The 19,573-nt window shown below is 49.5% G+C and carries 16 protein-coding genes; 8 read left to right on the top strand and 8 right to left on the bottom strand.

The annotated features are described in order from the left end of the window. The first annotated feature begins 57 nt into the window (after nt 1-57). Nucleotides 58-1,377 (top strand): 30S ribosomal protein S12 methylthiotransferase RimO, encoded by a 1,320-nt coding sequence (gene rimO, locus F566_RS0124500; protein WP_020409678.1) that lies wholly within the window; start codon nt 58-60, stop codon nt 1,375-1,377. 73 nt (nt 1,378-1,450) lie between these two features. On the opposite strand, the gene F566_RS35770 is transcribed toward rimO, so the two are convergent. The 4 genes from F566_RS35770 to gatC all read right to left on the bottom strand — a co-directional run bounded on the left by F566_RS35770 (nt 1,451) and on the right by gatC (nt 5,578). Then, complete coding sequence (locus F566_RS35770) at nt 1,451-1,933, bottom strand: DUF4124 domain-containing protein (RefSeq protein WP_020409677.1); 483 nt, start codon at nt 1,931-1,933, stop codon at nt 1,451-1,453. A 297-nt stretch (nt 1,934-2,230) separates the two neighbouring features. Continuing rightward, nucleotides 2,231-3,676: an Asp-tRNA(Asn)/Glu-tRNA(Gln) amidotransferase subunit GatB gene (gene gatB, locus F566_RS0124490; protein WP_020409676.1), complete on the bottom strand. Its 1,446-nt coding sequence runs from the start codon at nt 3,674-3,676 to the stop codon at nt 2,231-2,233. Nucleotides 3,677-3,737: 61 nt separating this feature from the next. After that, on the bottom strand, nt 3,738-5,186 hold the full coding sequence (gatA, locus tag F566_RS0124485; protein WP_020409675.1) for an Asp-tRNA(Asn)/Glu-tRNA(Gln) amidotransferase subunit GatA: 1,449 nt from the start codon (nt 5,184-5,186) through the stop codon (nt 3,738-3,740). Nucleotides 5,187-5,290: 104 nt separating this feature from the next. Next, nucleotides 5,291-5,578 carry an Asp-tRNA(Asn)/Glu-tRNA(Gln) amidotransferase subunit GatC gene (gatC, locus tag F566_RS0124480; RefSeq protein ID WP_026180295.1) on the bottom strand — a complete coding sequence of 96 codons (288 nt, stop codon included), beginning with the start codon at nt 5,576-5,578 and terminating at the stop codon, nt 5,291-5,293. Nucleotides 5,579-5,992: 414 nt separating this feature from the next. On the opposite strand from gatC, the gene F566_RS0124470 reads away from it, so the two are divergent. The 7 genes from F566_RS0124470 (at nt 5,993) to F566_RS0124440 (ending at nt 15,603) form a co-directional block, all read left to right on the top strand. Beyond that, complete coding sequence (locus tag F566_RS0124470; RefSeq protein ID WP_020409672.1) at nt 5,993-7,030, top strand: rod shape-determining protein; 1,038 nt, start codon at nt 5,993-5,995, stop codon at nt 7,028-7,030. 84 nt (nt 7,031-7,114) lie between these two features. After that, nucleotides 7,115-8,059 (top strand): rod shape-determining protein MreC, encoded by a 945-nt coding sequence (gene mreC / locus F566_RS0124465; protein ID WP_342662574.1) that lies wholly within the window; start codon nt 7,115-7,117, stop codon nt 8,057-8,059. 12 nt (nt 8,060-8,071) lie between these two features. Beyond that, nucleotides 8,072-8,542, top strand: a complete 471-nt coding sequence (mreD, locus tag F566_RS0124460; protein ID WP_020409670.1) for a rod shape-determining protein MreD — start codon at nt 8,072-8,074, stop codon at nt 8,540-8,542. A 7-nt stretch (nt 8,543-8,549) separates the two neighbouring features. Beyond that, complete coding sequence (locus tag F566_RS0124455) at nt 8,550-9,155, top strand: Maf family protein (protein WP_020409669.1); 606 nt, start codon at nt 8,550-8,552, stop codon at nt 9,153-9,155. Next, nucleotides 9,148-10,620 carry a ribonuclease G gene (gene rng / locus F566_RS0124450; RefSeq protein ID WP_020409668.1) on the top strand — a complete coding sequence of 491 codons (1,473 nt, stop codon included), beginning with the start codon at nt 9,148-9,150 and terminating at the stop codon, nt 10,618-10,620. The genes F566_RS0124455 and rng overlap by 8 nt, the downstream gene beginning before the upstream one ends. Nucleotides 10,621-10,841: 221 nt before the next feature. After that, entirely contained in the window at nt 10,842-14,735 is a 3,894-nt protein-coding gene (locus tag F566_RS0124445; RefSeq protein ID WP_026180294.1) for a YhdP family protein, read from the top strand. Between the two features lies 1 nt (nt 14,736). Continuing rightward, on the top strand, nt 14,737-15,603 hold the full coding sequence (locus tag F566_RS0124440) for a carbon-nitrogen hydrolase family protein (protein WP_020409666.1): 867 nt from the start codon (nt 14,737-14,739) through the stop codon (nt 15,601-15,603). A gap of 121 nt (nt 15,604-15,724) precedes the next feature. Here the strand turns inward: F566_RS0124440 and yjgA are convergent, their stop codons facing one another. From yjgA to rapZ, 4 genes are all read right to left on the bottom strand, one after another. Further along, nucleotides 15,725-16,261 carry a ribosome biogenesis factor YjgA gene (gene yjgA, locus F566_RS0124435; RefSeq protein WP_020409665.1) on the bottom strand — a complete coding sequence of 179 codons (537 nt, stop codon included), beginning with the start codon at nt 16,259-16,261 and terminating at the stop codon, nt 15,725-15,727. Between the two features lie 158 nt (nt 16,262-16,419). Next, a complete protein-coding gene (mgtE, locus tag F566_RS0124430) occupies nt 16,420-17,781 on the bottom strand; it encodes a magnesium transporter (RefSeq protein WP_020409664.1) in 1,362 nt (453 codons plus the stop codon). Between the two features lie 401 nt (nt 17,782-18,182). Beyond that, nucleotides 18,183-18,452 (bottom strand): HPr family phosphocarrier protein, encoded by a 270-nt coding sequence (locus F566_RS0124425; protein ID WP_020409663.1) that lies wholly within the window; start codon nt 18,450-18,452, stop codon nt 18,183-18,185. Nucleotides 18,453-18,652: 200 nt separating this feature from the next. Beyond that, complete coding sequence (rapZ, locus tag F566_RS0124420) at nt 18,653-19,513, bottom strand: RNase adapter RapZ (RefSeq protein WP_020409662.1); 861 nt, start codon at nt 19,511-19,513, stop codon at nt 18,653-18,655. Nucleotides 19,514-19,573 lie beyond the last annotated feature (60 nt).

Below are 19,573 nucleotides of genomic sequence, written 5' to 3'. Positions count from 1 at the left end.
CGATTTTTGATCAGCTATTCGTATGTTGAATGGCAAATAGTAACGAGACAGGTGGTAATGACCTCTAAATCTGGAAAAGTTGGCTTTGTAAGCCTGGGGTGTCCCAAAAATACAGTAGATTCCGAACGTATTCTGACCCAGCTTCGGACGGAAGGTTACGAGATTTCCTCAAGTTACGAAGGAGCAGACGTCGTTCTGGTCAATACCTGCGGGTTTATTGATAGTGCCGTTAAGGAGTCGCTGGATACAATCGGTGAGGCATTGCGTGAAAACGGCAAAGTCATTGTCACCGGCTGTCTTGGGGCCAAAGAGGATGTCATTCGTGAAGTGCACCCCAATGTGTTGGCGGTCAGTGGGCCCCATGCCTATGATGAGGTGATGGGGCAGGTCCACGAAGTGATTCCCAAACCTGACTATAATCCGTTTCTCAGTCTGGTACCGGATACTGGCGTCAAACTGACTCCCAGGCATTATGCCTATCTTAAAATATCAGAAGGCTGTAACCACCGTTGCACGTTCTGCATTATTCCTTCGTTTCGAGGTGATTTGGTCAGTCGCCCCATTGGGGATGTTCTGAGCGAAGCCAAGCGCTTGGCGGATAACGGTGTCAAAGAGTTGTTGGTCATCTCTCAGGATACCAGCGCTTATGGCGTGGACATGAAATATCGGACGGGGTTCTGGGAAGGGCGTCCGGTAAAAACCCGTATGAAAGAGCTATGCGAGGAGCTAAGCAAGCTCGGCATATGGGTTCGTCTACATTATGTCTATCCCTATCCCCATGTGGACGATGTGATTCCGCTCATGGCGGAAGGGAAAATCCTGCCATACCTGGATATCCCATTTCAGCATGCGTCACCTGCAGTATTAAAGAATATGCGTCGTCCGGCGCACGCTGAAAAAGTACTACACCGTATTGCCAAGTGGCGGGAACAGTGTCCCGATATTACCTTGAGGTCCACTTTTATCGTTGGGTTTCCCGGTGAAACTGAGGAAGATTTTCAGATGTTGCTGGATTTTCTGGAAGAAGCCCAGTTGGATCGGGTAGGTTGCTTTAAGTACTCTCCAGTAGAGGGGGCTACAGCGAATGAATTGCCCAACCCTGTTGACGAAACCGTCAAGCAGGAGCGGTGGGAGCGTTTCATGGCTGTTCAGCAACGAATCAGTTCCGCAAGGCTACAGGCGAAAGTCGGACGTCAGATCGATGTCATCGTCGATGAGGTGGTTGAGGAAGGTGCTGTATGTCGCTCTATGGCTGATGCGCCTGAGATTGACGGCCAGGTATTTCTGGACAAGCAAACTCACCTTAAGGTCGGGGATATCCTTAAAGTTCAGGTGGAAGAGGCGGATGAATATGACTTGTGGGCTCATCCGATTTAGGTAGTTGATATATAAGGGTTACAAAGTTTTCGATTCGGAGTTTGTGACCCTTTTTCAATGTTAGTTCAACTAATTAATCGGAAGATGATAGAACCCGCTGCTTTTCAGCTCGAAGATATTCAATCTGAGATCGTGCGTTACTGATCCTGGTTTTATATTTTTCCACAACCGCCTGCATTTCTGTCGAAATACTCTCTTCCCAGGTGGCCCCAGCAAGATTGTTGGCTGCATATTTCTTTTGTTCCCGTAAGTTGTCCAGTTCTAAATCCATTTTTTTCTGATCGTCAGCAATCTGAGTTTCCAGTTCTTTTATTTCCTGGTCAATTTCTCGCGGGCGATTGTGTTTTTCTATGGTTTTCAGAATGTTTGTGGCATTAGTGCTGCCTTCAGTGCCGATCTTGGGAACGGAAACTTCAATTTTCTCAGCCTGGTTGTTGCAGGGTGATTCAGAGAATACAACAGTTCCTTTCTCGCTGGTGCACTTGTATATGCTTGTAGCGTATAAATCAGGGGAGAAGGAGAAAATTATGCCAACTAAAGCGAGATGTCTTTTCATTGAAGGGGCGCTACCGAAGGGTCCTTTAACTTAACATGTCAGGCGTGACAGACGACGCTGGACGCCGAGTATACAGCAAAAGGTGTTTAACTATACTGTTTAGGCTTAAAAAGTGTTGATATAAGCCTAATGAGGCAGGGGCATTAACTGACCTCTTACCCTGTTAAAACCGGGGGCTCAAGTTAGCCTAGCGAGTGTTTAATCGCAAGATAGCGTTGGATGGGCAATACAGGCTCCTTCTGGAGCCTGTATTTATCGCCAATGTTAGAGCTTTTGGAATACAACCCTTTCCTGAAGTTAACCGTCCAGCTTTTGTTTCAGGATCTGGTTAACCTGCTGCGGGTTGGCTTTTCCTTTTGACGCTTTCATTGTCTGCCCGACAAAGAAGCCGATCATTTTTCCGCGTTTGGCTTCTTCGGCTGAGCGGTATTGCTCCACCTGTGCTGCATTGTTGGCCAGAACTTCGTCGACAATGGCCTCAATTGCGCCTGTATCAGTGACCTGCTTCAATCCTTTGGCTTCGATGATGGCATCTGCCTCGCCACCTTCGGTCCACATAACGTCAAACACATCTTTGGCAATTTTGCCGGAAATAGTGTTGTCTTTGATCCGGGCGATCAAACCACCCAGCGCGTCAGTACTAACTGGACACTGACTGATTTCGAGTCCGTTCTGGTTCAGGTATTTCGCCAGTTCGCCCATCACCCAGTTGGCCGCCATTTTGGCGTCTCCGGATTTGGTGGCGACGGCTTCGAAGTAGTCAGCCTGTTCACGGCTGGCGGCAAGGATGCCGGCATCAGTATCGGAGAGGCCATAATCACTGCAGAAACGACTGATTTTAGCTTCCGGCAGTTCCGGCAGAGTTTGACGGACCTCTTCGATATATGCCTGATCAATTTCTATGGGCAGCAGGTCCGGATCAGGGAAGTAGCGGTAGTCGTTGGCGAACTCTTTGCTGCGCATGGAGCGGGTTTCGTCTTTATCTGCGTCATAGAGCCGTGTCTCCTGCTCGATGCTGCCTCCGTCCTCCAGAATGTACATCTGGCGTTCAATTTCGGTATTGATTGCCTTTTCAACAAAGCGGAAAGAGTTGACGTTTTTGATCTCAGTACGTGTGCCGAACTCTTCCTGGCCTTTGGGACGGAGTGAAACATTGCAGTCGCAGCGCATGGAGCCCTGTGACATGTCGCCGTCAGAAATACCCAGGTAAGTCACAATGGAGTGGATCTTTTTCAGATAGGCGACGGCTTCTTTGGCGCTTCTGAGGTCTGGTTCCGAAACTATTTCGAGCAACGGAGTGCCCGCACGGTTGAGGTCAATGCCGGACATCCCGTGGAAATCTTCATGAAGACTCTTACCGGCATCTTCTTCCAGGTGCGCACGCGTGACGCCGATGGTTTTTTTGGTGCCGTCCTCCAGATGAATATCGACCTGTCCTGTTTTAACGATCGGGTATTCTAGCTGACTGATCTGATAGCCTTTTGGCAGGTCCGGATAAAAGTAGTTTTTCCGATCAAAAACGGATCTTTCTGACACTTCTGCATCAATCGCCAGGCCGAACTTGACCGCCATGCGCAAGGCTTCTTCATTCATCACCGGGAGCATGCCTGGCATGGCCAGGTCTACGGCGCTGGCTTGTGTATTGGGCTCGGCGCCAAAAGCAATGCTGGAGCCGGAGAAAATCTTGGATTTGGTGGCGAGCTGTACATGAATTTCAAGCCCGATGACCACTTCCCATTCCATCTTGTAACCTCTTTTTGCAGGTCTGGACCTCTTCAGGTCGTCAAATACGTTTGTCTATCGATCAAATCTGTGGACGGCGTTGGTGCCAGTCAGTCTCGCTCTGAAACCTGTGAGCCAGATTCAGCAACTTGCTTTCGTTGAAGTAGTTGCCAATCAGCTGCATGCCGACAGGAAGGCCATCGAGTTCACCACAGGGCAGGGCAATGGCCGGTAAGCCAGCCAAGCTGGTTGGAACCGTAAAAATGTCCTCCAGGTACATTTGCACCGGGTCATCGGATTTACTGCCGATTTTAAAGGCTGCCCCCGGAGTGGTTGGACATAGGATGGCGTCAATATGGTCAAAAGCTCTGACAAAGTCTTCTTTAATGAGGCGGCGAATCTTCTGGGCCTGACGATAGTAGGCATCAAAGTATCCGGCTGACAGTGCATAGGTGCCCACGAGAATACGCCTTTGAACTTCGGCGCCAAACCCTTCTGCACGAGAGCGCCGATAGAGGTCTTCCAGGTCTTTCGGGCTGTCGCAGCGATGTCCGTAACGCACGCCGTCGAATCTTGACAAGTTGGCAGAAGCTTCGGCAGGAGCGATAACGTAGTAAGCTGGTACTGACAGCTCGGTATGAGGAAGCGATATTTCCTCAACGGTTGCCCCCAGAGATTCATAGACCTTAATGGCGGCTTCAAGGGATTTACCTGTATCAGCATTAAGGTTTCCGGAAAAGTACTCTTTCGGCAGTCCAATACGGGTGCCGCTTAAATCCTGATTAAGGGAAGCGGTGTAGTCTTCCACTGGGTGAGTGGAGCTGGTGGAATCCTTAGGATCGTGACCGGCCATCACATTCAACAGAATCGCAGTGTCCTCAGCGGTTCTCGCCATTGGACCGCCCTGGTCGAGACTGGAAGCAAACGCAATCATCCCGAGTCGGGAGACACGACCGTAAGTCGGCTTGAGGCCAGTAATCCCGCAAAACGCTGCTGGTTGGCGGATTGAACCGCCAGTATCCGTGCCAGTGGCTGCGGCACAAAGACCTGCTGCAACAGCCGAAGCTGAGCCTCCTGAAGAGCCTCCGGGAACATATTCCAGGTTCCAGGGATTTTTCACCGGGCCGTAGTAGCTGTTTTCGTTGGAGGAGCCCATGGCAAACTCGTCCATATTGGTCTTGCCGAGACTGATCGCTCCGGCTTCAGCAAACTTTCGGGTGACGGTGGATTCATACGGAGGAATAAAGTTTTCCAGCATTCTGGAAGCACAAGTGGTTGTCGTGCCTGTCGTACAGAACAGATCCTTGTGGGCCACTGGAATCCCATCAAGGGGGCCGGAGGTCCCGTTGGCTCTTCTTTGATCGGAAGCTTTTGCAGCTTCCAGTGCCTGCTCTTCGGTAACAGTAATAAAGCAGTTCAAAGAATCGTTTTGTTGTTTGATCTTGTCTAGATAGGCTCGGGTGATTTCCTCAGATGAGAACGATTTGCTCTCCAGGCCTTTGAGTAGCTCGCTTACAGATTCTGGTAACATGGTGAACTCTTGTCGAAAATTATTCGGCGCCGAAATTGGATAGTTAGATCGATAGTTAAAGGATCACTGAGCTTCCTTTTTAGGGAAGCAGGCTCAATCTGAGGCTATTCAATGACTTTGGGTACCAGGTAAAGCCCTGCCGCAGTGGCTGGAGCAATTTTCTGGAATGCTTCACGCTGATTGGTTTCAGTGACTTCGTCTTTGCGGAGTCGCTGCGTCATTTCCAAAGGATTGCTGAGCGGTTCGACCTGTGTGGTGTCTACAGATTTCATCTGATCAACGAAATTCAGAATCTGGTCCAGGTCATTGGTCAGCCTGTCCGTGTTGTCGGTATCAATCTCCAACTTGGCCAGGTAAGCGATTTTGACCAGTTCATCTGATTGAATCGTCACGATACTCTCCCCATTGGTATCCCCCATTTTATCAGGGGTAAAGAAATTGTAGGCGTTACGCAATTGAGATACGGTTCTCAAATGGGATGCAGCGGGCGTTGAATTTAGAGCGTCGCCAGCCTTTTGCCCGAAAACCGTCTATTATAATTGTCAGCCCATGGTCAGTGTAAAGGAGCACTTGCGCTTTTCTTCTCCTTTTGGGGCTTGGGACAGATATCGCCGCATCAGAAGGCTTTTTGCGGCAGGTAATTTAAATTTAAGAAGAATTAATGCAGCTGTGGCGACCTGCAAGATAGCTTGCTGGTCGCTCTCAGAGCCCCGAACGGCGGGCAAATGCCGCTTGCTCTGTCTCGTCGCCACTGTTAAAGTTGCCGCAGCATGCCCAACCTGAATAATTACGGATTCTAACACTCGATGTTTAAACGATTACGTGGACTCTTTTCCAGCGATTTGTCTATCGACCTGGGGACCGCCAATACCTTGATATATGTGCGCGGTCGCGGGATTGTTCTCAATGAGCCATCTGTGGTTGCCATTCGCAATCAGGGAGCCCAGAAAAGTGTGGCTGCCGTCGGTGCCGAGGCAAAGCGAATGTTGGGACGGACCCCCGGTAACATCACAGCCATCCGCCCTCTTAAAGATGGTGTTATTGCCGATTTTCACGTCACAGAAAAGATGCTGCAGCACTTTATTCACAAGGTGCACGAAAACAGTTTTATTACCCCCAGCCCGAGAGTGTTGGTCTGTATTCCCAGCCGCTCGACCCAGGTGGAACGCAAGGCTATTCGTGAGTCTGCGTTAGGGGCAGGGGCGCGAGAGGTTTATTTGATCGAAGAGCCGATGGCTGCTGCGATTGGTGCCGGGTTGCCTGTTGAAGAGGCTAGCGGTTCAATGGTGGTGGATATTGGTGGCGGTACCACTGAAATTGCCATTATCTCTCTCAACGGCATTGTTAATGCCGACTCGGTCAGAGTCGGCGGTGACAAGTTTGATGAAGCGATAGCCACTTATGTGCGCCGCAACTACGGTAGCCTTATTGGTGATGCCACAGCTGAACGCATCAAACAGGAAATCGGTTGTGCTTATGAAGGATTGGAGCTGCGTGAAATTGATGTTCGCGGCCGTAATCTGGCTGAAGGTGTTCCGCGCAGTTTTACGCTGAACAGCGAGGAAATCCTGGAAGCCCTGCAGGAAGCGCTGGCAACTATTGTGCAGGCGGTTAAAAGTGCTTTGGAACAATCCCCTCCCGAATTGGCATCGGACATTGCAGAGCGTGGCATCGTTCTGACTGGTGGTGGTGCTCTGCTACGTGGCCTGGATAATCTTCTCACTGAAGAGACCGGCCTCCCTGTAATTGTTGCTGATGATCCTCTGACCTGTGTCGCCCGAGGCGGCGGTCGCGCTCTGGAAGTTATTGATAAGCGCGGATCTGGTCTATTCTTTATGGAGTAATCTTTAAAGAACAGTTTCTTGAGGCTGTTTTTTAAGTCAGTATATAACTGTTAGCCACAGGCATTTATTTGAAAAGTCCGGAGCCTGATCTCCGGATTTTTTCCATATGCCTTCAATTTTTCGCCAGCAACAGAAAACAGGAGAGCGGGCATTAAGAATATCTTCGTTGAAGGTCCTGTCCTTGGCGCACGAATGATATTAGTGGCCGTTGTGTCGGTCGGTCTGATTCTGGCCGATTATCATTTCAATCTGACCGGCCCTCTGCGGCAGGCTCTTTCTACCGTCGTCGCTCCCGTCCAGTGGATAGTCAGTGCTCCAGATGACTTGATAGAGTGGACAGAAGACACGATGAAGTCCCGAACTGAGCTGCAGCACGAGAATGATGCGCTTCGCAACCGGCTGCTGATTTTGGAAGCGAAATCCCAACGACTGGCATCTCTGTCGGCAGAAGTTAACCGATTGCGCGAATTACTGAATGCCTCTTCGGTTGTGGATGATTCTGTTCTGGTCGCTGAAATCATTGGTGTGAGCCCTGATCCCTACACCCACCAGGTGGTGGTGAACAAAGGGAGTGATGATGGTATTTATGTGGGGCAACCAGTGCTGGATTCCCAGGGGCTGTTAGGACAGGTGACTCAGGTTTCCCCCTTGTCCTCAAGAGTTTTGCTGATATCGGACAGTAACCATGCTATCCCGATCCAGGTTAACCGAAACGGGGTGCGTGGGATTCTGGTGGGAATTGGTGTTCTGGATCGACTGGAACTGGCTAACGTGCCGGATACCGCTGATATTCTGGAAGGTGACCTGCTCGTCAGTTCTGGTTTAGGGGGAAGGTTTCCGCCTGGTTATCCTGTTGCGATAGTCAGTTCCATTGTTCATGATCCCGGTGAGCCTTTTGCCCAGGTTGAAGCTCGCCCTCTCGCTGAGCTCAACCGCAGTCGCCATATTCTGATGGTGTTCCGCAAACCTGGGCCCGGTGAAAAGAACCTGCCGGCAGATGACGCCGGGCAGCCAGCCTCAACTGAATAAGGTTGAGGATATATGGCTCGAGATGATCCCAACTATCTGCTGTTTTTTATCAGTATTGTCCTGGCATTTTGTCTGGGAGTGGTGCCGCTTTCAGGAGTCTGGGTATATCTGCGTCCTGAGATGATCTCTTTGGTTATGTTTTATTGGACGCTTAAACATCCTGCACATTTCGGTATTCTCATCGGGTGGGGGGTTGGCGTGTTATGGGATGTACTGGTTGGTACGCCGATTGGTGTCCACGCAATAGCTCTGGGTCTGCAAAGTTATCTGGTGCTGACCATGATTCAGCGTTTACAGATGTATCCTATCCTGCAGCAGTCGTTTGTCGTATTTATTATTGTGGGAATTGTGCTGATGCTGTATCGGTGGATTAACGGTATTGTCAGTCATCCGGCATCGGATATGGCTTATATGCTTGCAGCATTGACATCTGCGCTCCTGTGGCCTCTGGTAAAGGGGCTGCTGAACCGGTTTGATCGATAAGGTTTGTATGGAAAAAGTACTGATACTGGGGTCTGCCTCTCCGAGGCGAAAGTCGTTGCTGCAGTTACTTGATGTCGGCTTTGAAGTTCATCATGCCGATATAGATGAAAGTATTCTGCCGGGAGAAAAACCGGAAAATTATGTTGCCCGCCTGGCGAAAGCAAAAGCTGAAGCAGTTCTCCGGACGGCCAGGGAAGATTATCAAGCACCGCTAGTGGTACTCGGATCGGACACGACCGTAGTGTCTGATGGCCAGATCATGGGGAAGCCCTCCAATCTGGAAGATGCCCGCCGCATGCTGTCTTTATTATCTGATGCCTGGCATCAGGTATTGACAGCCGTTTGTGTTTTGGATGAAAACAAAGTCGAGCAGGTTTTGGTGGAGAGCAGGGTCAAGTTCAGGTCCGTTAGTCATCGGGATATTGACTGGTACTGGAATACGGGGGAGCCTGCAGATAAGGCTGGAGCTTATGGAATACAGGGGCATGGCGGTGTTTTTGTGGAGCGTGTTGATGGTAGTTATTCCGCGATAGTCGGGTTACCGTTGTGTGAAACCTCTGAGCTTCTGGGCAAATTTGGAATCAAGATGGGATCGATGAATCATCATGAGTGAAGAAATCCTGATCAATGTTACCCCCGTTGAAACCCGTGTTGCGGTTGTTGAAAACGGGATGTTACAGGAAGTGTATATCGAGAGGAGTCAGCGAAGGGGGATCGTCGGCAATATCTACAAAGGCAGAGTGGCCAGGGTGTTGCCGGGCATGGAGGCAGCTTTTGTCGATATAGGGCTGGAGCGTGCAGCTTTTATCCATGCCTCGGACATTATCAGTCCCAATCAGGAAGATAAAAATGGCAAGCACCCTGATATCAGCACTTTGCTGCGTGAAGGGCAGTCCCTCGTCGTTCAGGTGACCAAAGATCCTATTGGGACGAAGGGTGCGCGATTAACGACTCAACTATCCGTCCCCTCCAGATACCTTGTTTATATGCCGGGGAACGACCACATTGGGATCTCCCAGCGAATTGAGGATGAGCAGGAGCGTGATCGTCTGCGAGAGCTGATTCATAACTGTGTGGAAAAAGGTGAAGACAACACCGGAGCCAATGGCTTCATTATCCGAACCGCTGCTGAAGGGGTCGGTGCTGAAGAGTTGGAAGTGGATATTGTCTTCCTGCAGAGATTGTGGCTTTCTCTTGAAGATAAGATAAAAAAATCCGAAGCTCCTGTGCCGATATACGAGGATTTGCCTTTATATATTCGGACACTTAGGGATCTGGTAAGGCCCTATACGGAAAAAATCAGAATCGATTCCCGGGAAAGTTATCAAAAAGCATTCAGGTTTGTTGAGGACTTTGTTACCGAAATCAAATCCAAGATCGAATACTACCCGGGTGAACGTCCGATATTCGATCTCTACAGCGTTGAGGACGAGCTCCAGAAAGCGTTGAGCCGCAAGGTTCAGCTCAAGTCCGGTGGTTATCTGATCATTGACCAAACAGAAGCCATGACCACGATTGATGTGAACACCGGCGCATTTGTCGGGCATCGCAATCTTGAAGAGACGATCTTCAAAACCAACCTGGAGGCAGCAAGAGCCATTGCCCGTCAGTTAAGATTGCGCAATCTCGGCGGCATTATCATTCTCGATTTTATCGACATGGAAGATGAAGAGCATAAGCGACAAGTGCTGCGAATGCTTGAGAAAATGCTGGAAAGAGATCACGCCAAGACCAAAATCAGTTGTGTCAGCGAACTTGGCCTGGTGGAAATGACACGGAAGAGAACAACAGAAAGCCTTGGGCAGATGTTGTGTGAGCCTTGTCCCGCATGTGACGGCAGAGGGACAGTCAAAACGTCTCAAACAGTCTGTTACGAGATATTCAGGGAAATTCTGCGAATCAACCGAACCTATGATGCGCAAAGCTATCTGGTTCTGGCGTCGCAATCGGTGGTGGATCTTTTACTGGATGAGCAGTCAGACAGTGTGGCTGATCTTGAGACCTTTATCGGCAAAAGCATCCGGTTTCAGGTCGAGATGCTCTACACCCAGGAACAGTTTGATGTGGTGCTGCAGTAAACAACCTGTAAACATAACTTTACAGAAGTTTATTTACCACCTATCAATGGAAAATGGGAAGATACCCTTCTGACTGATCAACGTACTGTCTGACAGACGGCCGGCCTCTCCGTGAAGATGCCGGTTTTCAGGGATGCGAAGACGAGTGCCTGTCCTGGTCTTCGGTTCAGTTTGCATTAAACCGAGTTTTTTATTCTGACTCCATGATATTAAAACCCCTCGTGATTAAGGCCACCCAGGCCGTATGGTATCTGGCTATTACCTTATTGGTGGTAGTGGCAACCTATGTGGCTTTAGGGCGTAACTTCTTTGGGTCTGTTGCCGTTCTAAAGGATTCTCTTGAAGATAAGTTGAGTGAAGTGGCTGGCGTCCCTGTGACGGTAGGAGAATTGCGCGGCGAATGGGACGGGTTTGACCCGGTGTTGAAACTGACGGATGTCTGGGTGTGGGATCCTGTTGACGAAGAAGCCAGGATCATGGAGCTGGACACGGTAATGGTGCAGCCGGATATGGTGGCAAGCCTGTTTAATCTGGGATTGATCTTTCGCCATATAGAGTTGGGTGATGTTGCCGTGAATGTGGAGCAGGGGCCGAAAGGCGGCTGGTCGTTATCCGGTTTTCCCGCATTATCAGAATCCCGCGATACGGACTGGGAGTGGCAAGGACTTAATGATTTACTGGCTTCACCGACCCTGGAGTTCAGGGATATTCGAATCCACTGGAAATTTCGGAACATTTCACCCACGACCTGGCTGATCCCGATAATGAAGCTTCAAACAGGCGATAAGGGGATCCAGGCATCAGGATTTATCCATCAACTGGAAGATAACGAACCTCTTGGGCTCTTTTCTCTGGCGGAAAAGCAGGATCAAAGTGAAGACGGATTAAATGCGGATCTTTATCTGGCTTGGCGCAATAGTGCCCTTTTAAACCCTTTAATGGAAATGCTGGAGTCCGGAGGAACCCGGGTGACCGGTTTCCAGTCACGTGGCAGTGCCTGGATTCATGTGACTGGTGGCCAGGTCAAAGGGTTGACCACGGAGATAGACGTTTCCGATATTCAATGGCAGCGAGAGTATGAGACCCAGGAGCCGATAAAGCACCTGGCCGGGTTGTTTCGCATCGACAGAAGTCGAGAGGAATGGCGTTTACGTGCTGCTGATATCGAAATGGATTGGCAGGATCAGTCTCTTGAGCTGGAACAGTTGCTCGCAGATGCCCGTTTTGTCACTGATTCTTCCGGGACCCAGTTGGATAATTGGCAACTTCAATTTGACAGGATTAACGTCGGATTCCTGAAAGATCTGGCGACTGCCTCAGGATTATTGCCTGAAAGACTGCAAAAGGCCATTGCCGACTATTCTCCGTCGGGTTGGATAAATCGACTCAAAATTGAAAGTTCATCCCAAACCGGACCTGTGGTGACTGCCGAATTGGAATCTGTGGCAGTAAAAGCACACGGTGGTGCGCCCGGTGGTAAGCGAATATCAGGATACTTATCTGCAGCAGCAGATCGTGGAGCTGTGGTGTTTTCCGGTAAACGGTTGCTGCTGGATTTCCCTGACCTTTTCTATAACGATTGGACATTTCAGTATGCAGAAGGGATTGTTAAGTGGCGTCTATTTGACGACTACACCTTTGTCAGCGGTCAAGATCTTAGTCTGACGGACCCTGATCAGTACGCAGCGGATCTGAAGGGGCAGTTCAGTATACTTTTGCCCAGTGCTGAAGATGAGGCAGAGACCTTTGAGTTGGCGATTGGAATTAATCAAACCGATGCAAGGCTGACCCCGCTTTTTGTCCCTGGACATGTGGTTAGTGCTGACCTCTATAACTGGCTCGAACGAGCAGTTGTGACAGGCACAATTACTCAGGGTGGGTATTTCTATTCCGGGGCCGTTGGGACTCTGGCTCATGAAGGGAATTACCGATCACAAATGTATTTTAATCTTGAAGATGCTGAGTTGAAGTTTTCGGATGACTGGCCCGCACTGAAGGATTTCAAGGGGACATTGACGATTGACAATGACCAGGTATCCGGCGTTGTTAGCTCTGGAAAACTGGCAGTGAGCCAACTGAATGACGTTGAACTGAGTATGTCGAAGGACCCAAATGGGGAACATATTCTGAATATTGATACTCAGTTCAGTCCGACGAAGGAGGATTGGAAGTTCTGGTTGTTGGATTCCCCGGTGGCGGAGCACACCCGCCCGGTAGTCGAGGGTTGGGAGATCGACGGGGAGAGCCAGGTCGAACTATCAGTAGTGACAAACCTGGATCGGGAAGAAAGTCGGGTTCGTATAGGTGCAGACCTTCAGGCATTGAATATATACCTGGAAGAATACGGTCTTGGGATTACAGATGTGGTTGGCGCATTGCAGTTTGATTCAGATCTTGGGGTGTATTCAGAAGGTCTGGATGCTCAAATTCTTGGAAACCAGGCGAGACTACAGCTAAGTACCAAAGACTGGCTATCGGACAGTAAGGGCGTGCTGCTGGAGGCTTCGGGTCGTAGCTCAGTGGCTGAGGTCGAGCGCTGGCTTGATGCTGGCCATCCTCTCAATATAAAGGGGGAGTTCGGGTATGACTTCAAGATGGCTGTAGATAGTGGCGAGCATACCAGATTTGATCTGGGCCTGACTTCTGATCTCAAAGGAGTAGAGCTTTCGATGCCACCACCTCTCAATAAGCGGGCCCAGCAGATATGGCCACTGAATTTGAATTATCAATGGGACACTGGCGTTGGTGAGGGGCTGGTTTCCGTTGATATTAAAGATTTGGTATCCCTTAAGCTCGTTAATAACTCTCAGGGCATTACTCGCGGGGTCGTCAACCTTGATCAACAAGGGACGAAGAGGTTTCCTGCCAGCGGTGTCGATGTCAGGGGCCGTTTGGCCGCACTGGAAGCGGAGGTGTGGCAAGAGTATCTCGGCAGTCTTGCTGAGGAAGCAAACAACGTTGAAAAAGTTTCAATCAATCGTGGTCAGGTGAGCTGGCCGGATTGGTTAAATCAGGTGAATATTGATGTTGGTCATCTGGTGGTCAGTAGTGAAGAGTTTCAGGAGATTCATCTCGATCTGATCCATGAGAACAAGACTTTATTGTTGGCATTGGAAGATGAGAGTCGGATCAAGGGAATATTGAGTTATCCTCTACAGGATGAAGGAGTCTTGTCAGCCAGCTTTGATCGGTTATACCTGAATGATCAGTCCGGACAACTGAATGAGGGTGAGCTGCTTCCATCAGATGTTCCTCTCGGTCAGTTCAGGATTGGAGATCTCAAAATCGGTACTCAGGCCTATGGCAGTTGGTCCTGGACAGCCAGGCAGAGAGAAGGTGGTATCGTATTTAATCAGGTAGTTGGCAAACTCAGTGGGGCTGAACTACATGCTCGCCTGAGTTGGCTTTATGACCCCGTAACCGGTGTTCATAATTCTATTTTAACCGGTGATATTTCCGGTAAGGGATTTGCTGATCTTTACCATAACTGGTCTGAAAATGCGCCTTTGACTGCGGAAACTTACGTAATGAATGCCGGACTGGTATGGAGCCAGTCGCCACTTGATTTTTCATGGGAAAATGTCAGCGGTCAGGTCTCGATGAATATGGAAACAGGTGTGATCAATGAGGCGTCCAGTGGTACAGATTTGTTTCGCATATTCGGTATTCTGAATACTGACTCTATTATCAGACGGCTTAAACTGGATTTCTCAGATCTGTATAAAAAAGGGCTTGCGTATGACAGGATTGAGGGCAATGCCAGGATTCGTGAAGGTGTAGTGACAATGGAAACGCCACTGGCCATTCAGGGGCCTTCCAGTGCCTATAAAATAACCGGTAAGACAAGCCTGGTGGATGATAGTCTGGATTTGCAAATGGTTGTGGTGCTCCCTGTGACACAGAACCTGCCATTGGCAGCGCTGTTGGTGGGAGCTCCTCAGGTAGGGGGGGCTCTTTTCCTGATTGATAAGCTTCTGGGAGAACCGTTGAGCAGCCTGACCAGCGCGACCTATGAAATCAAGGGCACTTTTCAGGAGCCGGAAATGAAGTTGCAGCAAATGTTTGATCAGTCCCGAAAGCCCAGGGCTGAAACCGGAAAGTCCAAGGTAGAGTAACATGACGCAGAATAATTCTCTGAATTCATCCTCCGCTCAGGCTGGTCTGGTTGCCGCGATTCAGCTTGTCAGCGGTAAAGATGTTAGTGCGAACCTGGAGCGTACTGCTTATTGGATCAGGCAGGCAGCGGACAGTGGCGCTCGGGTCGTGGTATTACCGGAAAACTTTGCGATGCTCGACAGCCTCAGTTCCATCGAGTTGGGTAGAAAAGAGTCTACATCAGCGGGAGATGTCAGGCAGTTTCTGTCTGCAATGGCACGGGAGTGCCAGGTATGGATTATTGCAGGTTCACTGCCATGTTCTGTCAGGGCTGACGGCAGTGACGTTGGTGAGCGGGTAAGATCCGCCTGCTGGGTATTCAACTGCGAAGGACAGGAAGTGGCTCGATATGACAAGATTCACCTCTTTGATGTCGATGTGGACGATAAGCATGGACAATATCGTGAATCTCAGTGGTTTGAACCAGGATCTGAACCTGTTGTAGTGGATACCCCTGTTGGCCGCGTGGGCCTCTCAATCTGTTACGATCTGAGGTTTCCAGAGCTATATCGTCAGTTAAGTGATCAGGGGGTCGATTGGGTTGTTGTCCCGGCAGCTTTTACCTATTTGACTGGTGAGGCTCACTGGGAAGTGCTACTCAGGGCGCGGGCGATTGAGAATCAGGTGTTTGTCGTTGCTGCGGGCCAGGGAGGAGTGCATAGTTCCACCCGGACCACCTATGGGCATTCTATGATTGTAGATCCCTGGGGAGAGGTCTTGGAGTGTCGACAGGAGCCCGGAGAGGGCATGGTGATGGCTCAGATTGATGCATCGATGATCAACCGTGTCAGAGGCAAGATGCCCGTGCTTCAGCATAGAAAAGTCTGATTGCTAACAGTCCCCTGATCACGGGCATTCCTTTTTATCGGGGTTTGGTTCCTAAACCGGCCTTTGCGATATGGTCATGTAGTCTGCTCGTTTAACCAGTCGTATGCTTTTTCAAAGAGCATCAGACCTGTTCCTCAAGCATATCTCGAATATACCGGTACAGTTTTTTGGCGGCTCCCCGGTTTTTGTTTTGTTCCAGATCTTTCTGAGCGTTGCGAATCAAATGCCGAAGATGCTGTATATCCCCACCCGGATGTTCGTCGACGAATGCGGTGAGAGCTTCATTTCCTCCTGTAATCAGCTGTTCCCGCCATCTTTCGGCCTGATGGTGTACAGCTGTCTGTGAATCTGATCCCTCTGTGTATTTTTCCAGATAAGGTTGTAGCTCTTCCTCATCAACTTCACGCATCAGTTTGCCAATATATTGAAGTTGACGGCGTTTGGCCTCATGGCTGGGGAACTTTTGGTAGTCGATCAATGCGTCCTTCAGCCGATCTGAAATAGGAAGCTCATCCAACTGGTCCGGTTTCAGCTTTGTCAGTTCTCTGCCGAGATCCTGTAGTGCCTGCATCGCCCGCTTTTTGCTGCTTTTACTGGGGCCGAAATCGAAATCCTCGTCGGAATAATGGTCATCCCCATCGGAGTTGTCTACGTGCATACTCTTTCTTAGCTCTCTCTTTACTCTCTTACTTTTCGAACAGTATTCGATCGATATCTAGCTGTTCAATTCTGAATTGCTTATTACCGAGTCCATACGATGACAATAAAAAAGGACTCTTATTATAGTCTATTTCGGTGCCTTCCAAATAAAGGGAATCAGGCGTAGGCAATCGTCGCCAGGCCCAGAAAAGACATAAAACCTACAACATCGGTGACGGTCGTCAGAATGACGCCACCAGCCAGAGCCGGATCAATTTTCAGTGACTTCAGGATAAGCGGCAGGGCTGTGCCTGCCAGTGCCGCGACGGTCAGGTTGATTAGCATGGCTGAGGCGATCAAAAGCCCAATCGTCATATCGTTGAACCAAACCATGGCGGCTGCTGCTACCACCACAGCCCACAGGGTTCCGTTAAAGGCACCTACCAGGAACTCCCTGTTCATCAACCAGCGGATATTGCTGGATGCCACCTTACCTGTTGCCATGCCACGAATCACCAGAGTTAATGCCTGACTGCCTGCAATGCCTCCCATACTGGCCACAATTGGCATCAGGACAGCCAAAGCAACCACCTTGGCGATAGTGTCCTCAAAAATGCCGATGACTGCAGAGGCCAGGAAGGCCGTAATCAGGTTGATGCCCAACCAGACCGCCCGACTTTTGGCTGTCTTCATAATTGGGGCAAACATGTCCTCTTCTTCGTCCAGGCCGGCCATACTCATGATTTCGTGGTCGGCATCTTCACGTATTACGTCGACTACGTCATCGATCGTGATACGGCCCAGCAGGCGTCCATTGGCATCGATAACGGGGGCCGAAACCAGATCATGACGTTCAAAAAGCAGGGCGACTTCCCGGTCTGACAGCGTAGCCGGAATACCGTCAACGTCTGTCCGCATAATTTCCCGGACTGTGGAGTTGAGACTGGATACCAGTAATGTCGTAATCGGCAGGACTCCAATGAACATGTCTTTCCGGTTAACCACTGCCAGGCTGTCGGTCATATTCGGAAGGCTTTTGTGACTGCGCAAATAACGCAGAACAACATCCACAGTTATGTCAGGACGGACTGTCACCATATCGGTGTTCATCAGGCCGCCGGCGGAGTCCTCCGGGTAAGACAGTACTTCCTCCAGGCGCTGCCGGTCCTGGCTATCCATGGAGTCCAGGACTTCGCTGATGACGGCCTCAGGAAGCTGCTGAAGGAGGTCGGCGAGGTCGTCGACCTCAAAGTCTTCGGCAATGTCGATCACGTCCTGAGCATTCATTTCACTCAGGAAGTCTGAGCGGATTTCATCACTCAGGTATTGCATTACCTCGCCGTCCAGCTCGTCGTCTACAAGCTGCCACAAGATCTTACGTTCTTTCGGAGGAGAGGATTCGAGCAGGTGGGCAATGTCGCTGGGTGACAGGCCGCTATTGAGGATTCGGGCTACCTGCTGGAAAGAACCGCTTTCCAGCGCTTCTGAAAGCGATCGCATTCTGACTTTGGCAGTACTTTTCTCAGCGGTTTGCGACATTACTGAATTACCGGGCTTGAGTTACATCCTTCGGCCGTATACCGGAAAGCTCGTGATCTGCTAACTAGCATAAAGGAGTGCGGGTTAGCGGGTGTATCAGAAAGCTTTATAACAGTTGGGCACTATTCATCGGCTATTACTGTGTGCTATTGGCATTTGCCCTCGGGTCAAATGTCTGGCAGGAGGAGTGGCCAAACATAGTAAAGCTAGGAAATGCGGCCACAGTATAAATGAGCCATATATTAAGTGTAAGTTATGATTTTGGATAAGGTAAGTAAAATCAGTATATTGACTGATTTTATTCATGCTGATTGTCAATCAAAGCGGATGTGAAACCACCACTGTTCCCAACGAGGTGTGTCTTCGGACCATGTTGCAGGAATCAAATAGGGGAGGGGTTGCTACTCGCCTTCTCCAAAATAATCATCAATCAGTGTTTTAATTGCTTCAAAGGCTTCCTGTTCGTCAGAGCCTTCAATCATTAATTCCAGTTCAGTACCTTTGCTTGCTGCCAACATCATCACGGCCATAATGCTCTTTCCGTCTACTTGCTGACTGCCTTTGGCGACCTTAATTGAACTCGAAAAGCGTCCTGAAGTTCCGACAAACTTGGCTGCAGCCCTGGCGTGAAGACCTAACTTATTAATGATGGTAACTTTTTCCTGGATCATTCTGTTCCGCAATAAAAAAAATAATTAACGTTTAAGTGGTCCGTATCCGGCTTTCGGAATAACTAGTCCATGGAATAGTTAACCGGTGCAACCTGTTCTGAATTATCTTTAAGAAATCTGCTGAAATCCTCCGTTTAGCCTTAGCGCCTACATCGGGTACAAGCTTGATTTCGTCATGTGAAATCTACTGTTGTGTCTTATTATTGGGCCAGCTCCTTGTGTCGGACCTGGACGTTATCATATTTCTGTCGGAAGTATTCTGCCAGTTGTTCGCTGATATAAACAGACCGGTGATGTCCTCCGGTGCATCCAACGCTGACCGTCATGTAGGTCCGGTTGCTATTCTGGAAATTAGGGATCCATGTCTCAAGGAATGACACGATATCCGCCACCATTTGCCCGCTTTCTGGATGCTTCTTCAGAAATTCCACAATTTCAGGGTCTGTACCTCGAAATCTTCTGAGGCTGGTGTCCCAATAGGGATTGGGAAGGCATCTGACATCGAATACAAAGTCAGAATCCGATGGTACGCCGTGTTTAAAACCAAAAGACTGGAAAAGAAGTGCCAGTTCCTGTCCTGTGCGTCCCAAAACACGGAGTTTGACTTGATCTCTGAGCTGATAAAGAGAAAGGTCACTGGTGTCAATGTAAAGATTGGATAAAGAGGCTATGGGTTCCAGGAGAGCCTTCTCCTGAAGAATTGCTTCTTTCAGGGAAACGCTTTTACTGCTCAAGGGGTGCTTACGGCGAGTAGCATGAAAGCGTTTGAGTAATGTGTCATCTTTTGCGTCCAGGTAGATAATCTCGATATCCACTTCTTCAGACTGGAGTCGCTTATGTATGATCGGAAAATCGCCAAGCTCTCGATAAAGATTACGGGCATCTATGCTGACGGCAATTTTGTCCGCATGTCCTGCGCCTTCATAAAGTGCTTCTTTGGTGAGAGGGCCGAGCAATCCGATTGGAAGATTGTCAATGCAGTAGTACCCCATGTCTTCCAGTACATGTAGTGCCGTACTTTTTCCAGAACCTGAGCGACCGCTCACTATAATCAGCTTCATTGCCTGTCTCGTTGCTTAAGTCAATTGTGACAACTTGTATTTGGATAATTATCAACCTGA

This window comes from Hahella ganghwensis DSM 17046, assembly GCF_000376785.1.
GTDB classification, from domain to species: domain Bacteria; phylum Pseudomonadota; class Gammaproteobacteria; order Pseudomonadales; family Oleiphilaceae; genus Hahella; species Hahella ganghwensis.
The sequence above is the reverse complement of the archived record's forward strand: the minus strand, read 5'-3'. Positions and strand labels throughout refer to the sequence as shown.

What these genes read in the sequence shown, in the direction of transcription:
- rimO (WP_020409678.1), top strand. Translation starts at nt 58, where the DNA reads ATGACCTCTAAATCTGGAAAAGTTGGCTTTGTAAGCCTGGGGTGTCCC.
- F566_RS35770 (WP_020409677.1), bottom strand. Translation starts at nt 1,933, where the DNA reads ATGAAAAGACATCTCGCTTTAGTTGGCATAATTTTCTCCTTCTCCCCT.
- gatB (WP_020409676.1), bottom strand. Translation starts at nt 3,676, where the DNA reads ATGGAATGGGAAGTGGTCATCGGGCTTGAAATTCATGTACAGCTCGCC.
- gatA (WP_020409675.1), bottom strand. Translation starts at nt 5,186, where the DNA reads ATGTTACCAGAATCTGTAAGCGAGCTACTCAAAGGCCTGGAGAGCAAA.
- F566_RS0124470 (WP_020409672.1), top strand. Translation starts at nt 5,993, where the DNA reads ATGTTTAAACGATTACGTGGACTCTTTTCCAGCGATTTGTCTATCGAC.
- mreD (WP_020409670.1), top strand. Translation starts at nt 8,072, where the DNA reads ATGGCTCGAGATGATCCCAACTATCTGCTGTTTTTTATCAGTATTGTC.
- F566_RS0124455 (WP_020409669.1), top strand. Translation starts at nt 8,550, where the DNA reads ATGGAAAAAGTACTGATACTGGGGTCTGCCTCTCCGAGGCGAAAGTCG.
- rng (WP_020409668.1), top strand. Translation starts at nt 9,148, where the DNA reads ATGAGTGAAGAAATCCTGATCAATGTTACCCCCGTTGAAACCCGTGTT.
- F566_RS0124440 (WP_020409666.1), top strand. Translation starts at nt 14,737, where the DNA reads ATGACGCAGAATAATTCTCTGAATTCATCCTCCGCTCAGGCTGGTCTG.
- yjgA (WP_020409665.1), bottom strand. Translation starts at nt 16,261, where the DNA reads ATGCACGTAGACAACTCCGATGGGGATGACCATTATTCCGACGAGGAT.
- mgtE (WP_020409664.1), bottom strand. Translation starts at nt 17,781, where the DNA reads ATGTCGCAAACCGCTGAGAAAAGTACTGCCAAAGTCAGAATGCGATCG.
- F566_RS0124425 (WP_020409663.1), bottom strand. Translation starts at nt 18,452, where the DNA reads ATGATCCAGGAAAAAGTTACCATCATTAATAAGTTAGGTCTTCACGCC.
- rapZ (WP_020409662.1), bottom strand. Translation starts at nt 19,513, where the DNA reads ATGAAGCTGATTATAGTGAGCGGTCGCTCAGGTTCTGGAAAAAGTACG.